Raw genomic sequence first — 19,612 nt, 5'->3', positions numbered from 1 at the left:
CACGCTCTAGGTACGCAATGTCCGCCGACACCGACGCCGCCGATCTGCAGAGGCTGGCCAGCAAGGCCATCTCCCAGCCCCTGGTCACCCACATCTACACCGCCGATCCGTCGGCGCACGTGTTCGAGGGTGCGCTGTACATCTATCCCTCGCACGACATCGACGCCGGCATCGCCTTCAACGACGACGGCGGCCATTTCGACATGGAGGACTACCACGTGTTCCGCATGGACAGCGCCGATGGTCCGGCGGTGGACTGCGGCGTGGCGCTGCACGTCAAGGACGTGCCGTGGGCGCAGCGGCAGATGTGGGCGCCGGATGCGGCGTGCAAGGACGGTCGTTACTACCTGTATTTCCCGGCCAAGCGCGCCGACGGCATCTTCCAGATCGGCGTGGCCATCGGTTCGCGTCCGGAAGGGCCGTTCACCGCCGAGCCGCAGGCCATCGACGGCAGCTACTCGATCGATCCGGCGGCGTTCGCCGACGACGACGGCGAGCACTATCTGTATTTCGGCGGGATCTGGGGCGGGCAGCTGCAGAAGTACCGCGACAACGCCTATGCGCAGGCGCACGAGGAACCGGCCGCCGACGAGCCGGCGCTGGGCCCGCGCGTGGCGCGGCTGCGCGCGGACATGACCCAGTTCGCCGAGCCGCCGCGCGAGGTCAGCATCGTCGACGAACACGGCCAGCCGCTGCTGGCCGGCGACCATGCGCGCCGTTTCTTCGAAGCGCCGTGGCTGCACAAGTACGGCGGCCGCTACTACCTGTCGTACTCGACCGGCAACACGCATCTGCTGTGCTACGCGATCGGCGATTCGCCCTACGGTCCGTTCACCTACCAGGGGCCGTTGCTGAGCCCGGTGGTCGGCTGGACCACGCACCATTCCATCTGCGAGTTCCAGGGCACCTGGTACCTGTTCTATCACGACGCCGTGCTGTCCGGCGGCGTCACCCACCTGCGCTCGATCAAGCTCACCGAACTGCGGCACGATGCGCAGGGGCGCATCGCGTTGGTCCATCCGTACGGGGAGTGAGGACGGCGTAGACCGGTTCGCCGGCCCGCGGCGCACGCGCCGCGCCGGCCACCGTTGCGCGTGCGCAGGCGCAGCGCGGCTTACGGCATCCAGACCAGGTTCTGGGTCTGCGCATCGGCCGTGACCTTCTCGATCTTGCCGGCAGCGTCGAAGGACACCTGGAACTCGCCGAAGCTGGTCAGCCAGTAGCGCCACAGCTTGGCGTCCAGGTTCGGGTTCTCGCTGCTGATCGGGTAGCCCAGCGCCATCAGCGTCTGTTCGCGGGTCATGCCCTTGGTGATGCGGCTGCTGCCGATCGCCTCGCGGATCTTCGGCGGATACGCCGCCAGCTTGAGTTTGGGATCCTGCGCGACCACGTAGCGTTGGGCGAAGGCCTCGTTGCTCAGGTCGCGGCTGTAGTCGTTGCCGATCGATTGCTTCTGGCCGTCGATCAGCAGGTTGACCCGATAGCGGCCGAAGCCGGTGACCTTGACCGGGGTGCCGGCGGGGATCACCCGCTTGCCGTTCTCGGCGTAGTTGCTGTCGCTGATCCAGCTGCCGTCGCTGCGCATGTTGCAGCACAGGAAGCCGTCGTACTTGGTGTCCGCCGCCGCGGCCAGGCCGGGGAGGGCGGTGGCCAGGACCAGGGCGAGCAGGGACGGGGTGGGACGCATGGAAGACTCCTTTCTGGCGGCGCGGCAGCCGCGGTTGGCGGCGCCCAAGCGCGGCGCCGTGCCGGTTCCCGGCGCGTGCATTGTGCCGGCAAGCGCGGCCGCGGAAAATGCCGGCGCCGCGCACGGTGACGACGGGTGCATTGGCTGTGTATGCTCGGACGCAATGGACGACATGACGCCCGCCGAGATCTCCTTGCGCATCGACGCCCTGCGTCGCGAGCACCGTGCGCTCGACGAACAGATCCAGCGCACCCCGGCCAACCTCGACGACGAACTGCAGGCCAAGCGGCTGAAGAAGCGCAAGCTGCAGCTCAAGGATTGCATCATGCGCCTGGAAAACCTGCTGATCCCCGACGAACCGGCGTGAGCGCGGCGACGTTCTTCAGCATCGGTCACTCCACCCGCAGCCTGGACGCGTTCCTGGAGATCCTGCGCGGCGCGCAGATCGCGCATCTGGCCGATGTGCGCGCGTTTCCGTATTCGCGGCGCTTCCCGCAGTTCGACGGCAGCGCGCTGGCCCAGACCCTGGCGGCCGAAGGCATCGGCTACCAGCATTTCCGCGCGCTGGGCGGGCGCCGCGGCAAGCAGCCGGGCGTGGACCCGCAGCGCAACGGCTACTGGCGCAGCGTCAGCTTCCACAACTATGCCGATTACGCGCTGGGCGCCGAATTCGGCGAGGCATTCGCCCAGCTGCGCGAACTCGGCAGCCGTGGCGCGTGTGCGGTGATGTGCGCCGAGGCCTACTGGCGCCAGTGCCACCGCCAGATCATCTGCGACCACCTGCTGCACCACGGCCACCCGGTGATCCACCTGATCGATGCCAAGCGCCAGGAGCCGGCCGTGCTCAACCCGGCCGCGCGCAGCGACGCGCACGGGCAGCTGGTGTATCCGGCGGACGCCGCGCCTGCCGGGTCGGTGACTGGCGATCTGTTCGGCGCGTGAGCGGCTGCATACCCGGCACCCTGTAGGAGCGGCTTCAGCCGCGACAGGCCTTACCGGTAACGTCTGTCGCGGCTGAAGCCGCTCCTACAGGGGCGCGCGATGGCTAGCGAAAGCGACGCCGGCGCCATCGCTGCTCAATCCTGCGACACCACCGGCTCTTCCGGCTTCGCCGCTTCCGGGCTGACCCGCTCGATGGTGTGGCGCAGTTCGCGGCCGAGGATGAACTTGGCGTCTTTCGCCCACGCGTCCAATCGTTCGTCGAACATCAGCTTGCTGTTCTCGTCCGGCCACACCAGCTTCAGTTCGCGCAGCTTCTGGATGAAGCCGCGGAACAGGGTCTTGTCGAAGAACTCCGGTGCGGCCGGGGCGTACAGCAGGCTCAGGCGTTGCGCAGCCTGCTGGCACAGGCTTTCCAGTTCGCCGGCGCCGAGCTTGCCGGGGCCGTTCTTGACCAGCACCGAAATGGCGATGTAGTAGCGCTCGAAGGCCTGCTGCAGCGAATGCCCGATCGCGCGCAGGCGGAACACCTCGTCGGTCTGCCCGGTGTTGCGCGCCAGCACCCCGCCGTCGTCGTCGTTGACCTGCAGCAACAGCCCTTCGCGCACGAACACCGCGATGGTGCGCTCGATGCGTTCGGCGAACTGGTCCTCGCTCCAGGGCAGGAACAATTCGGCCTGCAGGAACGGATACACGGTGCGGCCCAGCCGCAGCAGCCCGGCGCGGCTCATGCGCCGGTTGTTCTGGAAGCAGCACGCCACCCACGAAGAGGCGGTGAACAGGTGCAGCACGTTGTTGCGGAAGTAGCTCAGCAGCACCGCGTTGTCGCCGTTGACGCTGAGCACGTCGCCGAGCGGATGCGGCGTGCGGGTCAGCACGTTGATCTCTTCGGCGTGGGCGATGATGCGCTCGGGCGAATGCGGGGTGACGGTGACCCGGTCCGAGTACGGCAGTTCGGCCAGCAGCTTCTTGCACAGCTCGATCTGCGCGATCAGGTCGGCCTCGCCCATCGCGTGCTTGGGCGTGGACAGCAGCGCCAGCGCCAGCAGGTTGACCGGATTGACGTCGGCGGCGGCGTTGATGTGCACCTGGATCTGTTGCGCCAACGCATCGACGGTGCCGTTCAGCCAGGTGGGTTTCTCGTCTTCGCCCAGCGGCTGGCCGTCCCATTCCGGCGCGCGCTGCGCCAGCACCTGGCTCAACGCGATCGGCTCGCCGAAGTTCACCACCACCTGGCCGTAGTTCTGCTTTAGCACCTTGGGGATGCCCCACAGCAGCGCCCAGATCGATTCCTTCTCCTTGGGTCGGCCGCTGAGCTCGTCGAGGTAGCTGTTGCCTTCCATCAGCTTCTCGTAGCCGACGTAGATCGGCTGGAACAGCACCGGCTTGCGCGGCTGGCGCAGGAACGCGCGCAGGGTCATCGCGATCATGCCGCCCTTGGGCTGCAGCAGGCGGCCGGTGCGCGAACGCCCGCCTTCGACGAAGTATTCGATCGAGTAGCCGCCGGCAACCAGCTGCGCCACGTATTCGCTGAGCACCGCCGAGTACAGCGCGTTGCCCTTGATCGAGCGGCGGATGAAGAATGCGCCGCCCTTGCGCAACAGGGTGCCGACCACCGGCAGGTTGAGGTTGATGCCGGCCACGATGTGCGGCGGCACGATGCCGCGTTCGTACAGCAGGTAGGACAGCAGCAGGTAGTCCATGTGGCTGCGGTGGCTGGGCACGTAGATCACCTCGTGCCCGGGCGCGGCCTCTTTGAGCTTGTCCAGGTGGTGCACCAGCACGCCGGCGTAGATGCGGTTCCACACGTGGGTCAGCAGGAAGCTGGCCGAGCGCACCACCGGGCTGGAATAGTCGGCGGCGATTTCCCAGGCATAGGCGTGGGCCTTGCGCCAGGCGTCCACCGGCTTGCTGTTGTCGCGTTTGGCCTGCGCGGCGATCGCCTCGCGCACCGGCTCGGCGGCCAGCACCTGGTCCACCAGCAGGCGCCGGGTGGACAGGTCGGGCCCGATCACCGCCTCGCGGATGCGCCGGAAATGGGTGCGCAGCACGCGCTGCAGCTTGCGCACGGTGCGTTCCGGCGGCAACCCTTCCTCGATCGTCGCCCGCATCGACACCGGCGGGGCGAAGCGCACGATGGTGCTGCGGCCGTTGAGCAGCACGCCGAGCAGGCGGCGGAAGCTGCCGACCAGCGCCCAGTTTTCCGAGAACAGCACCGCGAACCAGCCGCTCTGCTTGTCCGGGGCGCGGCCGACGAAGATCGACACCGGCACCAGATGGATGTCCAGGTCGGGGCGTTCGCGGTGCGCCTGCAGCAGCTTGGCCAACGAATCGGAGTGGGTCTTGGCGCCACGTTGCTCGGGGATCAGCGCGTTGTTGCTGCTGCGCCGCGACAGCGCCAGGTAGGCGCGCTTGCGTCCCAGCGGGTCGCCGGGCAGCGGCACCAGCGGCGACGGCAGGCCGGCTTCGCGGCAGGCCTTGTCCAGGATCAGCGCGTTGGACAGACCGTAGTCCTCCAGCACGTAGACCACCGGGCGGCCGTCGTCGTACTGGCTGGGTTCGGCCGGTTCGATGTTCAGACCCAGCCATGGATCGGCGATGCGCCCGAGCAGGCGCGCCCATAGCGGCCGCTTGGCAGCGCGCGCCGGGCTGGGCAGCGCGGCGGCGCCGGTGGCCGGCGCGCTGCCGGCAGCGTCGCCGCCGGTCGCGGAGGCGGGCGCGGGCGCCGGGTCCGAGGCGCGCGCAGCCGCAGCGTCGTCGGGGAAAGGGAGAGGATTTTGTTCTGGCATCGGCGTCATTATCGCTTAGCCAGCGGCGCGGGGTCGGCGGGCGGCGCCGGCGGCGCCTCGGACGAGGTCGCGCGCGGTGCCGCGGCGGCGGCCAGCAACGCGTCCACCTCGTGCAGGGTATCGCGCAGGTACCAGCGGCCCTGGCGGCGCACCAGCACCGCAGTGGTGTCGATCTCCGCGCCGCCCAGCGGGTACTGGATGCGCACGACGGCCTGATCGCCCTGCTGGCTGACCAGCCCGGTGCGCAGTTCGCGCGCGCTGGCGTCCAGGTCCAGGCCGTAGCCGGCCAGCACCGTCTTCAGCACGCCCAGGAACGGCCCGAGCCGCTGCAGGCTCTGTTCCATGCCCAGGCCGTGCAGGTCGGCATCGCTGCGCAGGCCGGTGCGGCGCGCGGCGGCGCTGAGTTGCGAGATCGCCGCCTGCGCGCGCTTGCGCTCGGCCAGCGGCGCCTGTTCGGCCCAAGCGCTTAGCGCCTCCACCAGTTGCACGTAGTGGCCACGCTGTTCAGGGGTGTAGTCGCTCTGGTTGCGCAGGTATTGCACGCCGAACAGGCCCAGCGAGTGCGCGGCCTGGCGCAGGCTCGCCGTCTGCCCGCCCAACTGCGCGTCGAAGGCGCGCTGCAGCGTGCGCTCGGCGTCCGGCGCGGACAGCGTGTCGAGCACTTCGGGCAGGCGTTCGGCCAGCGGCAGCTGGGTCAGCGGCCAGCGGCTGCGGTCCTCGCTCCAGGCCTGCTGCAACTGTTGATAGTGCGCGGGCGGCACCGCGGCGCGCGCATAGCCGGCCAGATCGTTGCGCTGCAGCGTATGCGCCAGTTCGCGCACCGCCGCGGCCGGCTCGGCGCTGGCGCCGGGCAGTTCGGCGGGACTGCGCTTGCATCCGGACAGGGCCAGCGCGGCAAGCAGCAGCACGGGAACGACTTGCAAGGGCGTGAGCCGGGTCTGACGTGGCGGCATATGGCGCTTAGCTCGTTCCCCAAAACGTTCCGCATCTTGCTGGGCGCGCGCGATTCGGGCAAGCCGTGCGCCATTGGCGGTGCGGGCGCGACGGTTGCGGCGACGGGACCCCGATGTCGCGTCGGGACAATTCCTGACCCGGCCGGACCGGTTGAGACAACGATGTCGCTGCGTTGTTGGCGTATCGCACGGTGTGCCGCCACATTGCGCAATGTTGCGGCGCATCATGTAACCGCTTGCAGTTGCTGTTAACGTCCGCCCACCTTGCATCGAGGTGGTACTGGACGGGGGTCCCAGTGCGATACACGTCCGACATCTTCCGCGCACTGTGTCACGCTGGTATCGGCCGTGGCGGATTGACCCTGGCCGGCCTCCTGTGTGGCCTGGCCATGACCCTGGCCGCGCATGCGCAGGACGGCCGTTTGCCGCCGCGCGACGCATGGCGTGCCTCCAGTTCTTCCAGCCAGGTCAAGGCGCAGGCGATCGTCTACCTGATCGACGGCGATGCCACCACCCGGACCGGCGGTGCGTTCAGTCCCGGCCATTGGTTCCAGGTCGACCTGGGCCGTGCCGCGCGGCTCGGCGGCGTGCGCCTGCAATGGGACAGCGCCAATCCGGAAGGTTTCCTGCTGCAGGCCTCGCGCGACGGCCAGCGCTGGGACACGGTCTACACCATGGCCGACTCGATGGGCGGCACCGAGACGCTGTTCTTCGCGCCGCGCAGCGCGCGCTACCTGCGCCTGGCCAGTCCCGAACGCACCGCCGACTGGGGCATCTCGATCTTCGAGATGGAGCCGCTGGGCGAAGCGGACAGCGCGCGCCTGCGCGGCGTGCCGGCGGATGCGGCGGCGGCGCTGTGGCAAGGCGGCGCGGCGCTGGCCATGCCCGGCAAGGGCGCGCAGGCGCGGCAGCTGGAGATCGCGTTCCCGCGCGCGTTCGCCAGCGCCGGCCTGGTCGTCGAATTCGCCGGTGCGCATGGCGCGGCGCGGTTGCAGGCGCAGGATGCCGCGGGCCGTTGGCGCCAGTTGGCCGAGGACCCGCAGGCCGGGCAGAGCGACAGTGCCTATCTGGCCGGCATCGCGCCGGTCGAGGCGCGTGCGCTGCGGCTGAGCGTGGACGCTGCGCCCGGCGGCGCCGCACCGGCGCTGCGCCGCCTGCGCCTGCTCGGGCCGAAGGCGGTGATGACGCCGATGAAGCACTACCAGGTCGCCGCGCAGCGCGGCCAGGGTGCGCTGTTCCCGGCCTCGCTGCACATGCAGCAGACCTACTGGACCGCGGTCGGCATCCACGCCGGGCGGCAGAAATCGATCTTCGACGAGTACGGCAACCTGGAGGCGTGGAAGGGTGCGCCGCTGGTGCAGCCGCTGTGGCGCGACGCGTCCGGCACCGCCGCCGGCGCCGACGGCCACGCGCTGACGCATGCGCTGCGCGACGGCTGGAAGCCGATGCCGTCGGTGCGCTGGTCGCCGCAGCCGGGGCTGGAACTGCGCAGCGAGACCTTCGCCATCGAACAGGGTGGGCAACCGGTGACGCTGCTGCGCCACCGCCTGCGCAATACCGGCAGCAGCCCGGTCAGCGGCACGCTGTCGCTACTGGTGCGGCCGATGCAGATGAATCCGCCGTGGCAGAACGGCGGCCTGTCGCCGATCCACGACATCGCCGTCGAGGACGCCGCGGTGCGGGTCAACGGGCGCGTGCTGCTGGAATCGCTGAGCGCGCCCAGCGGCGCCGGCGCCGAGGCGTTCGGTGCGCATGGCGCCACCGAGATCACCCGCCACGTCGCCGCCGGCACGCTGCCGGCGCAGCGCGCAGCGCACGATGCCGACGGCCTGGCCGCGGCGATGCTGAGCTATGCGGTGACGCTGGCACCGGGCGCGCAGCAGGACGTGGTGCTGGCGTTCCCGCTCGGCACCGCCAGTGCCGATGCGCAGGGCCGCCTGCCGCCGGCGCCGGCGCTGGATCGCGCCGCGCTGCTCGGCGCCGATGCGCGCGATCCCGGCCGCAGCTTCGACGCATTGGCCGAGCGCGTGTCCGCCGACTGGCAACGCCGGCTCGGCAATGTCGGCCTGACCCTGCCCGACGCCAGTCTGGTCGACATGCTGCGCGCGCAGGCCGCCTACATGCTGATCAACCAGACCGGCCCGGCGATGCAGCCCGGCCCGCGCAACTACAACCGCTCCTTCATCCGCGACGGCATGGCCACCTCGGCGATCCTGCTGCGCATGGGCCAGGCCAAGGTCGCGCGCGACTACCTGCAGTGGTACAGCGACCACGCGGTGCACCCGAACGGCTTGGTGTCGCCGATCCTCAACGACGACGGCAGCGTCAACGACGGTTTCGGCTCGGACCTGGAATACGACAGCCAGGGCGAATACATCACCCTGGTCGCCGATGTGGCGCGCCTGGACGGCGGCCCGGACAGCGTGCGCGCCTACCTGCCGAAGGTGAAGCTGGCGATGCAGTTCATGCAGGAACTGCGCGAGCGCACCCTGGTACCCGGCTACATGGCCGAGCAGCCGGCGCCGGAGCGTTTCCGCGGCATCCTGGCGCCGTCGATCAGCCACGAAGGTTATTCCAGCCCCACCCACAGCTACTGGGACGACTATTGGGCGCTGAAGGGCTGGCACGATGGCGCATGGCTGGCCGAGTCGCTCGGCGACGCCGCCACCGCGGCCTGGGCGCGCGAACAGTACGCCGCGCTGCGCACCTCGCTGGCCGCCTCGATCCGCGCCACCATGGCCTGGAAGGGTGCCGACTTCATTCCCGCCGCGGCCGACCTGGGCGATGGCGACCCGAGCAGCGTATCGATCGCGCTGGATCCCACCGGCCAGCAGGACCTGCTGCCGGAGCAGGCGCTGCGCACCACCTTCGCGCGCTATCTGGACGACGTGCGCAAGCGCAAGCAGCCCAATGCGTTGTGGGCGTATTCGCCGTACGAGATGCGCAACGTGCTGACCTACGTGCATCTGGACCAGCCGCAGGTCGCCGACGAACTGCTGCAGGACATGCTGCGCGACCGCCGCCCGTTCGAATGGCAGGTGCTGGCCGAAGTGGTGCATTCGCGGCCGCGCTTCCCGCGCTACCTCGGCGACATGCCGCATACCTGGATCGGCGCCGAGTACGCGCGCACCGTGTTCGGCATGCTGATGCACGAGGGCGACGACGCGCTGGTGCTGCTGCCGGGCACGCCGCCGGCCTGGGTCGAGGGCGAGGGCCTGGCGGTGCAGCGCCTGCCCACCGCCTACGGCCAGCTGAGCATGCGCGCGCGCCAGCGCGGCGACACGCTGCGGATCGAGCTCGACAGCGGCCTGCGTGCGGGCACCGCGGTGCGCGTGGCCTGGCCCTCGCGCACGCGGCCGACGCAGCTGCGCGTGGACGGGCGGCGCATCGACGCCTACGACGCCGCCGGCGTGGTGCTGGCCAAGCCGTTTCGGACCCTGGAGGCACGCTGGTGAATCCGCGCATCGCACACGCGCCGGAACAGCGCGCGAGCATCACCATCAAGGACGTGGCGCGCCTGGCCAACGTGTCGGTGGCGACGGTGTCGCGCACCATGAACGGCCACCAGCACGTGGCCGAAACGGTGCGTGCGCGCGTGCTGGAAGCGGCGCGCACCCTGCACTACGTGCCGCACCATGCCGCGCGCAGCCTCAGCAGCCGTCGTACCCACACCATCGGCGTGGTATTGCCCGACCTGCATGGCGAGTTCTTCTCCGAACTGATCCGCGGCATCGATACGGTCGCGCGCGAGCGCGGCCTGCACCTGCTGGTGTCCAGCTACCACGGCGAGCCGGAAGAGCAGCGGCTGGCGGTGCGGCGCATGCCTGGACGCGTGGACGGACTGCTGATCATGTCGCCCTATCTGAGCACCGACGCCGGCGAAGCCGCGGACATGCTGCCGGGCACGCTGCCGGCGGTGCTGATGAACTGCGCCGAGCGCATCGCCGATGCGCAGGTGCTCAACGTGGACAACTACGGCGGCGCGCGGGCGATGACCCGCCACCTGCTCGACAGCGGCCATCGCCGCATCGCCTTCATCGCCGGGCCGGACGACAACTTCGACGCGCGCGAACGCCTGCGCGGCTACCGCGACGAACTGCGCGAGCGTTGCCCGCAGGTGCCGCCACGGGTGTTACCGGGCGATTTCGACGAAGCCTCCGGCTACCGCGCCGGGCAGGCGTTGCTGCAAGGCCAGCGTCCGGACGTGGTGTTCGCGGCCAACGACATGATGGCGCTGGGTTGCCTGTTCGCCTTCACCCACGCCGGCCTGCGTGTGCCCGACGACATCGCCCTGGCCGGATTCGACGACGTGCCGATGGCGCGTTACGTGCATCCGGCGCTGACGACGATGCGGGTGGACATCGCCGGCTTCGGCGCGCGCGCGATGCAGTTGCTGATCGCCGCGCTGGAACCGCACGCCGCGGTGCCAGCCGCGGACGCCCCGCTTTCCACCGATATCGCCCCGCAACTGATCGTCCGCGCGTCCAGCGGCCAGCGAGGGACCGCCATGGACTGACATCGCCCATCGCGTTTTTTTGCCGTCACCTTTGCATCCAACTAGAAGAAACAACGAATGAACCCGTTTACTGCCCTGGGAGGGGTTTCTGTCATGAAGAGAAAGCGTTCCGCTTCCAATATGCCCGCACGCAGCCTGCTGTGCTGCGCCCTGGCGACCAGCCTGTTCGCAGCGATGCCGGCGATGGCGCAGACCAGCACCGCGATCCTGCGCGGCCAGGTCGCGCAGGCCCAGGCCGGCACCGAAGTCGTCGTCACCAACACCGCCACCGGTTCGGTGCGGCGCACGCAGGTCGCCGCCAACGGCAACTACACCATCGTCGGCCTGCCGCCGGGCACCTATACGGTCGAGGCCAACGGCATCAAGCGCGATGTGACGCTGCAGGTCGCCTCCTCGTCCACGGTCGATCTCGACGCCGGCACCACCGCCGCGCCGGGCGGCGCCGCGACCACGCTGGACACGGTCACCGTGACCGCGCCGATGCTCAAGGACGTCAAGACGTCGGAAGTGGGCAACGTGGTATCGCTGCGCCAGATCCAGCAGCTGCCGCAGGCCACGCGCAACTTCCTCGAGTTCGCCGACACCGTGCCGGGCATGGTGTTCCAGGTCGACGGCAGCGGCAACACCAAGCTGCGTGGCGGCGCCTCCAACGCCAGCGCCGGCAACCTGTACATCGATGGCGTCGGCCAGAAGAGCTATGTCCGCGGCGGCGGCATCGCCGGGCAGAGCGACACCCAGGGCAACCCGTTCCCGCAGCTGGCGATCGGCGAATACAAGGTCATCACCTCCAACTACAAGGCCGAGTACGGCCAGATCAGCGGCGCGGCGATCACCGCGGCGACCAAGTCCGGCACCAACGAGTTCCACGGCGAAGCGTTCTACCGTTATACCGACCAGGACCTGCGCGACAAGCGTCCGGACGAGAAGAACACCGAGAAGACCGATTCGCAGATCAAGGAATACGGCTTCGCGCTCGGCGGCCCGATCATCCAGGACCGCATGCATTTCTTCGTCGCCTATGAGGGCAAGGAAAACGCGTCGCCGAAGACCGTCCTTTCCAGCCCCGAAGCGGCGCCGTACGTCGGCTACCTGCCGGCTAACCTGTCCAGTCTGTACGGCCCGGCCAACCTGCCGTTCACCGAGGACCTGTACTTCGGCAAGATCGATTTCGAGCCGACCGACCGCGACCGTATCGAGTTGAGCGGGCAGTACCGCGACGAGACCCAGGTCGCCAACCTCGGCGGGCAGAGCGCCGCCGGCCACGGTACCAACAAGATCAACAAGGACAAGCGCGCCAACCTGCGCTGGCAGCACAGCGCCGACAACTGGTTCAACGAGTTCATCGTCGGTACCGAAAATTCGGAGAACAACCCGACCCCGATGAGCATCGGCAACGGCATTCTCTACAACTACCTGTCCCCGCGCGCCGGCTCCACCGACGTGGACGAGTACAGCTTCCTGCAGACCGGTTCGGCCGGTGGTGCCAACGTGCAGCGCAAGAGCCAGAAGGGTTGGTTCCTGCAGAACGACCTGACCTTCACCAGCTTCGAGTGGCATGGCGAGCACACCATCAAGATGGGCGTGAGCTACAAGGACATCAAGCTGACCTCGCAGGACGCGGCCGCGTTGAATCCGCAGTTCAGCTACTCGGTGGGCGCCAATGGCGTCGCTTCCACGCCCTACCGAGTGGACTTCGTCGCCCCGTACGCCACGCCGGGCCAGAAGGCCACGGTGGAATCGCCGTCCAAGCAGTACGGCATCTACATCCAGGACGACTGGGCCGCGACCGACAAGCTGATGATCAACATCGGCGTGCGCTGGGACTACGAGAAGAGCCCGGCCTACACCGACTTCGTCACCTCGCCCGACTTCGTCGCCGCGCTGTATGCCGACGATCCGGAGAATCCGGGCCATCCGTGGGCTGATCGCCTGCTGCCCAGCGGCATCAACGTGGCCGACTACATCAGCACCGGCAACAACCGCAAGAACTTCAAGGACGCCTGGGCGCCGCGCCTGGGCTTCTCCTACGATTTCTTCGGCGACGAGAGCGCCGTGCTGCATGGCGGCGCCGGCCGGTCCTACGACCGCAACCTGTTCGAGCAGCTGGCACTGGAAACAAGCAAGGCGGCGCTGTCGCCGGTCGCGGTGTACTTCCAGAACCCGGCCACCGGCCAGTGCTATCGCTCCGACCGCGTCTGCACCGCATGGGATCCGCGTTATCTCAACGGTGTGGATCAGCTGACCTCGATCCCCGGCGTCAGCGGCAGCGCCGAGCTGTTCATGTTCAACAACAAGCTCAAGACGCCGTACAGCGACCAATACAGCATCGGCATCAGCAACCAGGTCGGCGACTGGCTCACCGACGTGACCTTCCAGCGCATCCTCAGCTACGACGGCTTCGCCATGTCGCTGATCAACCGCTACCCGGATGGTTCCTACTTCCAGAACGGCAGCGCGCCGTGGGGCGAGCCGGTGCCCGGCTACCAGAACACCATCATCGGCAGCAACGGCCTGGAGCAGCGCAGCAGCCAGGTCCTGTTGTCGGCGGAGAAGCCGTACACCAAGGAGTCGGGTTGGGGCTTGAACCTGTCCTACACCCACACCAGCGCCCGGCAGAACCGCAACATCGACGAGCCCTACGCGTTCGACAAGGCGACCATCCACGACTACCCGTTCGTGAAGTCCGATGCCGTGGCGGCGCACCGCTTCGTCGCGTCCGGTTCGATCGACGGTCCGTGGGGCGTCACCTTCGGCGCAAAAGTGGTGCTGGCTACGCCCGAGCCGATCAATACCATCGCCTGCTACGGCAAGGTCGATGCGGATGGCGGTACCTGCCAGCAGGTCGGCGTGGTGCCGCCGGCCAGCGGCAAGTTCCTGCTCGGCGGCAAGATCTGGGGCTACCGCACGGTGGATTTCCAGGCGACCAAGGAGTTCACGGTGTACAACGACTACAAGCTGTCGGCGCGCATCAATCTGCTCAACGCCTTCAACTTCAAGAACTACACCTCGTACGTGTACAACGGCTTCGGTTCCAACGGCCAGTTCGATCCGGACATCACCATCAACAAGACGGGCGATATCAATTATTTCCCGCGCACGGTGAGCTTCGAAATCGGCGCCAAGTTCTGATCCACCGCAACGGCCCACGCGCGTGCCGGACCGGCGCGCGTGGGATTTTCCGGACGGGGCCGCTTGGCCCCGTTCGCGTATCGGATACTTCCTTCTTTCCGCACAGGACCGCGCACGCATGATCGCCGCCCCTCTCCGCAACCTGGTCATCGTCGGCGGCGGCACCGCCGGCTGGATGGCGGCCGCCGCGCTGGCGCGCGTGCTGGGCCCGGACTACCGCATCACCCTGATCGAGTCGGAACAGATCGGCATCGTCGGCGTCGGCGAGGCCACCGTGCCGCACATCAAGGCCTTCAACAATCTGCTCGGCATCAACGAAGCCGAGTTCGTGCGCCAGACCCAGGGCAGCTTCAAGCTCGGCATCGAGTTCGTCGACTGGCACCGCCCGGGCACCTCCTACATCCACGGCTTCGGCACCGAGATCGGACATTCGCTCGGGCTGCTGCCGTTCCAGCAGTACTGGTTCAAGCAGGCGCTGGCCGGCAAGGCCAGGCCGCTGGGCGCCTACACGCTCAACACCGTGGCCGCCAAGCGCGGCAAGTTCATGACTTCGGCCAGCGACGCGCCGCCCAATTCGCCGCTGGCCAACATCGCCTACGCCTACCATTTCGACGCTTCGCTGTACGCGGCGTTCCTGCGCCGCTTCTCCGAGCAGCGCGGGGTGACCCGGCGCGAGGGCATCGTCGAGGAGGTGCAGCTGCATCCGGAATCGGGCGATGTGCGCTCGGTGCGGCTGGCGTCGGGCGAAACGATCGCCGGCGACCTGTTCATCGACTGCTCCGGTTTCCGCGGCCTGCTGATCGAGCAGGCGCTGCATACCGGCTATCACGATTTCACCCACTGGCTGCCGTGCGACCGCGCGCTGGCGGTGCCCTGCGCCAAGGTCGGCCCGCCGACGCCGTACACCCGCGCCACCGCGCGCGCGGCCGGATGGCAATGGCGCATCCCGCTGCAGCACCGCACCGGCAACGGCTACGTGTATTCCAGCGCGCACATCAGCGACGACGAAGCCGCGGCCACGCTGCTGGCCAACCTGGACGGCGCGGCGCTGGCCGATCCGCGCCCGCTGCGCTTCGTCACCGGACGCCGCAAGCAGGTGTGGAACCGCAACGTGATCGCGCTGGGCCTGGCCAGCGGCTTCATGGAGCCGCTGGAATCCACCAGCATCCACCTGATCCAGTCCGGCATCTCCAAGTTGCTGGAGCTGTTCCCGCGCGAGGGCATCAGCCCGGTGCTGGTGCAGCGCTACAACGATCGCATCGCCTTCGAATTCGACCGCATCCGCGATTTCCTGGTGTTGCACTACACCGCCACCGAGCGCGACGACAGCGACTTCTGGCGGCAGTGCCGCAGCATGGCGATCACGCCGGACCTGCAGGCCACGCTGGACCTGTTCCGCGACAGCGGGCGCTTCTACCGCAACGGCGAGGAGATGTTCGCCGAGATCAGCTGGGTGCAGGTGATGGTCGGACAGGGCATCCTGCCGCGCGCCTACCACCCGCTGGTGGACCAGATACCGGCGGCGGACATCGAACGCTTCGTCGCCAGCATCGAGCAGACCATCGGCCATTGCGTGGACGCGATGCCGCCGCACCAGGCCTTCATCGACCGCTATTGCGCGGCCGCGCCGCGCTGAGCGGGGCGCCCGGCCGCGTGCCGGGCATAAAAAAAGAGGCCTCGCGCACCAAGGCGCGGGCCTCTTCAAAATCCGACCGAAGCCGGAGAACGGTTTGTGGCGCATCTCCGGCAGAGCCGGACGCTGCGCATGCTACCGGCAGCGCACAGCTAATGCAATGGTTTAAGTTTTATTTGCTAAGTAGTTGATATTTAATGATGGATCAGCGCGCCGACGCGTTCGCCAGGGTGGCGGCGATCTCGCGCTGGATCGCTTCGGCGGCGGCGCGCGGGTCGGCGGCCTGGCGGATCGGGCGGCCGACCACGATCGCATCGGCACCATCGGCGAAGGCCTGGGCCACGCCGACGGTGCGCTGCTGGTCGTCGCCGACCGGGCCGCCGGGGCGGATGCCCGGGCACACGATCGAGAAGCCGGCACCGGTGGCGCGGCGGATCGGTGCCGCTTCCTGGCCGGACGCGATCACCCCGTCGATGCCGGCGGCATGCGCGGCCAGGGCACGCTCCACCACCACGTCCTGCGGTTCGCGGTCGATGCCCATCGAGGCCAGGTCGGCGCGGCCCATCGAGGTCAGCACGGTCACCGCCAGCAGGCGCATCTCGCTGCCGTTGGCCTCGGCCGCGGCCTGCATCATCGCCGGGTGCCAGCCGTGGATCGTGCAGTAGTCCACCGGCCACTGCGACAGGCGCCGGATCACCCCGCCGACGGTCGCCGGGATGTCGAAGAACTTCAGGTCCACGAACACGCGCTTGCCGCGCGTGGCCAACGTCTCCAGCACATCGAAGTACTCGCCGGAGGCCAGCAGCTCCATGCCGATCTTGTAGAACGCCACCGCGTCGTCGAGCCGCTCGATCCACTCCAAGGCCTGCGCGCGATCGGGCACGTCGAGGGCGAAGATCAAGCGCTCGTGCGCCTGCAGCGGCAGCGGCGCGCGGCTCACTGCGCCAGCTCCAGCGCGTCGCGCTTGGCCTGGTGGCGCGCGGCGCGCGGCTGGGCGAAGTCGTTGTTGAACAGCGCCGGCTCCCAGGAGCCGTAGCTGGGATTGGGCAGCATCCACCAGCGCTCGCCGAACCAGTCGTGGTACTGCTGCAGCAGCTGCGCGCGGCCGTCGGGCGTGTTGGCCACGACCTGCACGAAATCGCCGAGCTGGTCGCCGAACTGCATCAGCACCCGGTATTGCTGGCCGACCAGCTTGCGCCGGCAGTTCTTCTCCGAGCCGTTCTGCTCGCAGTCCTTGACCACCGTGCCCAGGCCCAGCAGCACGCTGTTGTCGGCCACCGGCAGGCCGGCGCTGCGCAGGTTGGCCAGGGTCGCGTCGGTCAGGTGCACCGCGCGGTTGCTCACGTACAGCACGGTGATGCCCTTGGCGTCGGCCGCCTTGGCGAAATCGACCACGCCGGGGATCGGCTTGGCCTTCTTCTCGGCCACCCACTGGTCCCAGCTGACCTCGTCGTATTCCTTGCCGTTGCGGATCAGCCGCGCCTGGTAGGGCGAGTTGTCCAGCACCGTCTCGTCCACGTCCATCACCACCGCCGGCTTCAGCCCGGTCGCCGCGTTGCCGCGTTCCTCCGGCACCAGCGCGTCCCAGTTCGGCTCCTTCAGCGCCGCATCCAGCCGGTCGGCGGCGGCGCGATAGGTCTGCTCGGCGACGGCCCGGTACTCGGCCGAGCGCTGCATCCACAGCACCGCGTTGAGGTTGTCGTCGCCGGCCACCGGGGTGCCGGCGGTCTTGGCGGCCGGCGTCGCCGAGGCATCGGTGGCCGGCGTCTGCGGCTTGCAGGCGGACAGGGCAAGCACGGCGCAGGCCAGTGCGGTGCGGGCGATCGGGGTCATCGGGCGCGGGAACCTAGCGGGGGAATCGACCGATTTTAGCGGGTTGCGGCTGGCGCCGCCTCGAGAGAAGGCCCCACACCTGCGGTTCGGGCCACCGCGGCAGCGTCGCCATGCGCCTGGTGCATCTCGTAGACAAATATGAGTAAGAGTGACGCCGTCCCGGATGGCGCGAGGTCCAGGTCACGCAATTTCTCGAGCGTTAGGGGATCTCCCGACAGCGCGTCGGGGCGGTCCGGATTCTCCGTTCCCGTGGTGTGCACCACAGTTCGCCCTGCATGCACGCGAGGTGCAGCGCCAGTCGGAAGGATGTGATCGACGCCCTGCGCAGGCAGGGAAACGCCGGATGCGTATTACAGGGGAATTACCGTGGTGTCGTGGAGAAAGGGAACCGTCCTTGCCGTTTTGGCGGCATGCGCCTGCGCAGGCCGCGCGTTGCCCGCACAGGCCCAGGAGCAGCCGACCACGCTCGACCGCCAGGAACAGCTGCGCCAGGCCGAGGAAGTGCAGCGCAAGCAGGAACAGGACCGGCAGGCGCCGTTCGCCGGCCCGCGTGAAGCAGCGGCCCCGGCCGACATGCGCAGCACCGCGCTGCCCACCGAAACCCTGTGCTTTCCGATCCAGCGCGTCCAGTTGGGCGGCGCCGGCGCCGATGGTGCGCGCTTCGCCTGGCTGTGGCTGTACCTGCGCCAGTACCAGGGGCGCTGCATCGGCCGCGAGGGCATCGACCTGATCCGCCGCCGCGCGCTCGACCAACTGGTCGCGCGCGGCCTGGTCACCACCCGCATCGGCGTGCCCGAGCAGGACCTGTCCAGCGGCCGCTTGCGCTTCGAGCTGATGCCCGGCCGCTTGCGCCAGGTCCGCGTCGCGTCTGCCGATGGCCGTGCGGAGGTTGAACAACGTGCCTGGCGCAGCGCCTTGCCGCTGCGGCCGGGCGACCTGGTCGATCTGCGCGCGATCGAGCAGGCCGTGGAGCAGTTCAAGCGCGTGCCGTCGCAGGACGCCAAGATCGACATCGCCCCGGGCGAGCAGCCCGGCGAGTCGGACCTGGTGATCACCCTGCAGCACACGCGGCGCTGGCGCAGCGTGCTCAACGCCGACGACTCCGGCGTGCGCGCCACCGGCCGCGTGCAGGGCGGCATCGACTTCGCGCTGGACGCGCCGTTGGGCCTCAACGATCTGCTGTCGATCGGCTACAACCACGATCTGGAGGACCACGGTGCCGAGCGCGGCACGCGCGGCAACAGCCTCAGCTACAGCGTGCCGTGGGGCTGGTGGACGTTCGCGCTGTCGCTGTCGTCCTACCGCTACCACCAGCGCGTGGACGGCTATCTGCAAAGCTTCCAGTCCAGTGGCGAATCCAACAGTGCCCAGCTCGACCTGCAGCGGGTCATCCATCGCAACGGCAGCAGCAAGACCACCGCCGGCGTCGTCGTGGCCAAGCGCGAGGCGCGCAGTTACCTGGATGGCATCGAGATCGGCATCCAGCGCAGGCATACCACCAGCGCCGAAGGCTACCTGAGCCATCGCCGCTATCTGGGGCCGATGCAACTGGACCTGCGCCTGGCCCACCGCCGCGGCACGCCGTGGTTCAACGGGCAATGGACCGGTTACGACCCGGCGGTCGGCTTCCCCAGCTTTCGCTACGGCGTCACTACGCTGGATGTGAGCACCGGATTGCCGTTCAAGCTCGGCAGCGTGGCCGCCAGCTGGGACAGCAGCCTGCACGCGCAGACCGCCTCGCAGCTGTTGCTCGGCTCGGAATTCATCAGCATCGGCGGGCGCTACAGCGTGCGCGGCTTCGATGGCGAACGCACCCTCGGCGCCGAACGCGGCGCCTATTGGCGCAACACGCTCAACCTGCCGGTGCAGCGCCTGGGCATCGTCCCCTACCTGGGCGTGGACGCCGGCCGCATCGGCGGCCCCAGCGCCAGCGGGCAGGACGGACGCAGCCTGGTCGGCGCCTTCGTCGGCGTGCGCGGCGCGCGCGGCGGACTCAGCTGGGACGGCTTCGCCGGCTGGGATCTGCACGCGCCACGCGATTTCGACACCGCGCAGCCGGCTTACGGCATGCGCCTGACCTATCAGTTCTGACCCTGGGCCGCCATTTGGCGGGCCGGGTTTTTGTTTTTTTGA

13 protein-coding genes are annotated in these 19,612 nt (G+C 68.9%); 8 read left to right on the top strand and 5 right to left on the bottom strand.

Annotation, left to right across the window (positions count from 1 at the left end):
• Positions 1-17 precede the first annotated feature (17 nt).
• Positions 18-1,034, top strand: coding sequence for a glycoside hydrolase family 43 protein (locus AB3X08_RS22160; RefSeq protein WP_369935224.1), 1,017 nt, complete (start codon positions 18-20; stop codon positions 1,032-1,034).
• Positions 1,035-1,114: 80 nt separating this feature from the next.
• Here the strand turns inward: AB3X08_RS22160 and AB3X08_RS22155 are convergent, their stop codons facing one another.
• Positions 1,115-1,687, bottom strand: a complete 573-nt coding sequence (locus AB3X08_RS22155) for a hypothetical protein (RefSeq protein WP_369935222.1) — start codon at positions 1,685-1,687, stop codon at positions 1,115-1,117.
• Between the two features lie 163 nt (positions 1,688-1,850).
• On the opposite strand from AB3X08_RS22155, the gene AB3X08_RS22150 reads away from it, so the two are divergent.
• Together AB3X08_RS22150 and AB3X08_RS22145 are read left to right on the top strand one after the other, a co-directional pair.
• A complete protein-coding gene (locus AB3X08_RS22150) occupies positions 1,851-2,054 on the top strand; it encodes a YdcH family protein (protein WP_179570107.1) in 204 nt (67 codons plus the stop codon).
• On the top strand, positions 2,051-2,629 hold the full coding sequence (locus tag AB3X08_RS22145) for a DUF488 family protein (RefSeq protein ID WP_369935221.1): 579 nt from the start codon (positions 2,051-2,053) through the stop codon (positions 2,627-2,629). Before AB3X08_RS22150 ends, AB3X08_RS22145 begins: the two co-directional genes overlap by 4 nt.
• A gap of 134 nt (positions 2,630-2,763) precedes the next feature.
• Here the strand turns inward: AB3X08_RS22145 and plsB are convergent, their stop codons facing one another.
• Both plsB and AB3X08_RS22135 read right to left on the bottom strand, forming a co-directional pair.
• On the bottom strand, positions 2,764-5,424 hold the full coding sequence (gene plsB / locus AB3X08_RS22140) for a glycerol-3-phosphate 1-O-acyltransferase PlsB (protein WP_369935219.1): 2,661 nt from the start codon (positions 5,422-5,424) through the stop codon (positions 2,764-2,766).
• Positions 5,424-6,368: a hypothetical protein gene (locus AB3X08_RS22135; RefSeq protein ID WP_369935217.1), complete on the bottom strand. Its 945-nt coding sequence runs from the start codon at positions 6,366-6,368 to the stop codon at positions 5,424-5,426. The genes plsB and AB3X08_RS22135 overlap by 1 nt, the downstream gene beginning before the upstream one ends.
• 389 nt (positions 6,369-6,757) lie before the next feature.
• Here AB3X08_RS22135 and AB3X08_RS22130 point away from each other — a divergent pair, with 389 nt between their 5' ends.
• The 4 genes from AB3X08_RS22130 to AB3X08_RS22115 all read left to right on the top strand — a co-directional run bounded on the left by AB3X08_RS22130 (position 6,758) and on the right by AB3X08_RS22115 (position 15,649).
• On the top strand, positions 6,758-9,823 hold the full coding sequence (locus tag AB3X08_RS22130) for a discoidin domain-containing protein (protein WP_369935215.1): 3,066 nt from the start codon (positions 6,758-6,760) through the stop codon (positions 9,821-9,823).
• Positions 9,820-10,884 (top strand): LacI family DNA-binding transcriptional regulator, encoded by a 1,065-nt coding sequence (locus AB3X08_RS22125; protein ID WP_369935212.1) that lies wholly within the window; start codon positions 9,820-9,822, stop codon positions 10,882-10,884. Before AB3X08_RS22130 ends, AB3X08_RS22125 begins: the two co-directional genes overlap by 4 nt.
• A gap of 93 nt (positions 10,885-10,977) precedes the next feature.
• A complete protein-coding gene (locus AB3X08_RS22120; protein ID WP_369935210.1) occupies positions 10,978-14,013 on the top strand; it encodes a TonB-dependent receptor in 3,036 nt (1,011 codons plus the stop codon).
• A gap of 118 nt (positions 14,014-14,131) precedes the next feature.
• On the top strand, positions 14,132-15,649 hold the full coding sequence (locus AB3X08_RS22115) for a tryptophan halogenase family protein (protein ID WP_369935208.1): 1,518 nt from the start codon (positions 14,132-14,134) through the stop codon (positions 15,647-15,649).
• A 202-nt stretch (positions 15,650-15,851) separates the two neighbouring features.
• Here AB3X08_RS22115 and pyrF read toward each other — a convergent pair whose 3' ends face one another.
• Both pyrF and AB3X08_RS22105 read right to left on the bottom strand, forming a co-directional pair.
• Positions 15,852-16,586, bottom strand: a complete 735-nt coding sequence (gene pyrF / locus AB3X08_RS22110) for an orotidine-5'-phosphate decarboxylase (RefSeq protein WP_369935206.1) — start codon at positions 16,584-16,586, stop codon at positions 15,852-15,854.
• Complete coding sequence (locus tag AB3X08_RS22105; RefSeq protein WP_369935203.1) at positions 16,583-17,479, bottom strand: 5'-nucleotidase, lipoprotein e(P4) family; 897 nt, start codon at positions 17,477-17,479, stop codon at positions 16,583-16,585. Before AB3X08_RS22105 ends, pyrF begins: the two co-directional genes overlap by 4 nt.
• Positions 17,480-17,848: 369 nt before the next feature.
• Here AB3X08_RS22105 and AB3X08_RS22100 point away from each other — a divergent pair, with 369 nt between their 5' ends.
• Positions 17,849-19,570: a ShlB/FhaC/HecB family hemolysin secretion/activation protein gene (locus AB3X08_RS22100; RefSeq protein ID WP_369935201.1), complete on the top strand. Its 1,722-nt coding sequence runs from the start codon at positions 17,849-17,851 to the stop codon at positions 19,568-19,570.
• Positions 19,571-19,612: the final 42 nt, after the last annotated feature.

This window comes from Xanthomonas sp. DAR 34887 (assembly GCF_041245805.1).
GTDB lineage: Bacteria > Pseudomonadota > Gammaproteobacteria > Xanthomonadales > Xanthomonadaceae > Xanthomonas_A > Xanthomonas_A tesorieronis.
The sequence above is the reverse complement of the archived record's forward strand: the minus strand, read 5'-3'. Positions and strand labels throughout refer to the sequence as shown.

Excerpts from the sequence above, each read along its gene's own strand:
- AB3X08_RS22160 (WP_369935224.1), top strand. The coding sequence starts at position 18 with ATGTCCGCCGACACCGACGCCGCCGATCTGCAGAGGCTGGCCAGCAAG.
- AB3X08_RS22155 (WP_369935222.1), bottom strand. The coding sequence starts at position 1,687 with ATGCGTCCCACCCCGTCCCTGCTCGCCCTGGTCCTGGCCACCGCCCTC.
- AB3X08_RS22150 (WP_179570107.1), top strand. The coding sequence starts at position 1,851 with ATGGACGACATGACGCCCGCCGAGATCTCCTTGCGCATCGACGCCCTG.
- plsB (WP_369935219.1), bottom strand. The coding sequence starts at position 5,424 with ATGACGCCGATGCCAGAACAAAATCCTCTCCCTTTCCCCGACGACGCT.
- AB3X08_RS22135 (WP_369935217.1), bottom strand. The coding sequence starts at position 6,368 with ATGCCGCCACGTCAGACCCGGCTCACGCCCTTGCAAGTCGTTCCCGTG.
- AB3X08_RS22130 (WP_369935215.1), top strand. The coding sequence starts at position 6,758 with ATGACCCTGGCCGCGCATGCGCAGGACGGCCGTTTGCCGCCGCGCGAC.
- AB3X08_RS22120 (WP_369935210.1), top strand. The coding sequence starts at position 10,978 with ATGAAGAGAAAGCGTTCCGCTTCCAATATGCCCGCACGCAGCCTGCTG.
- AB3X08_RS22115 (WP_369935208.1), top strand. The coding sequence starts at position 14,132 with ATGATCGCCGCCCCTCTCCGCAACCTGGTCATCGTCGGCGGCGGCACC.
- AB3X08_RS22105 (WP_369935203.1), bottom strand. The coding sequence starts at position 17,479 with ATGACCCCGATCGCCCGCACCGCACTGGCCTGCGCCGTGCTTGCCCTG.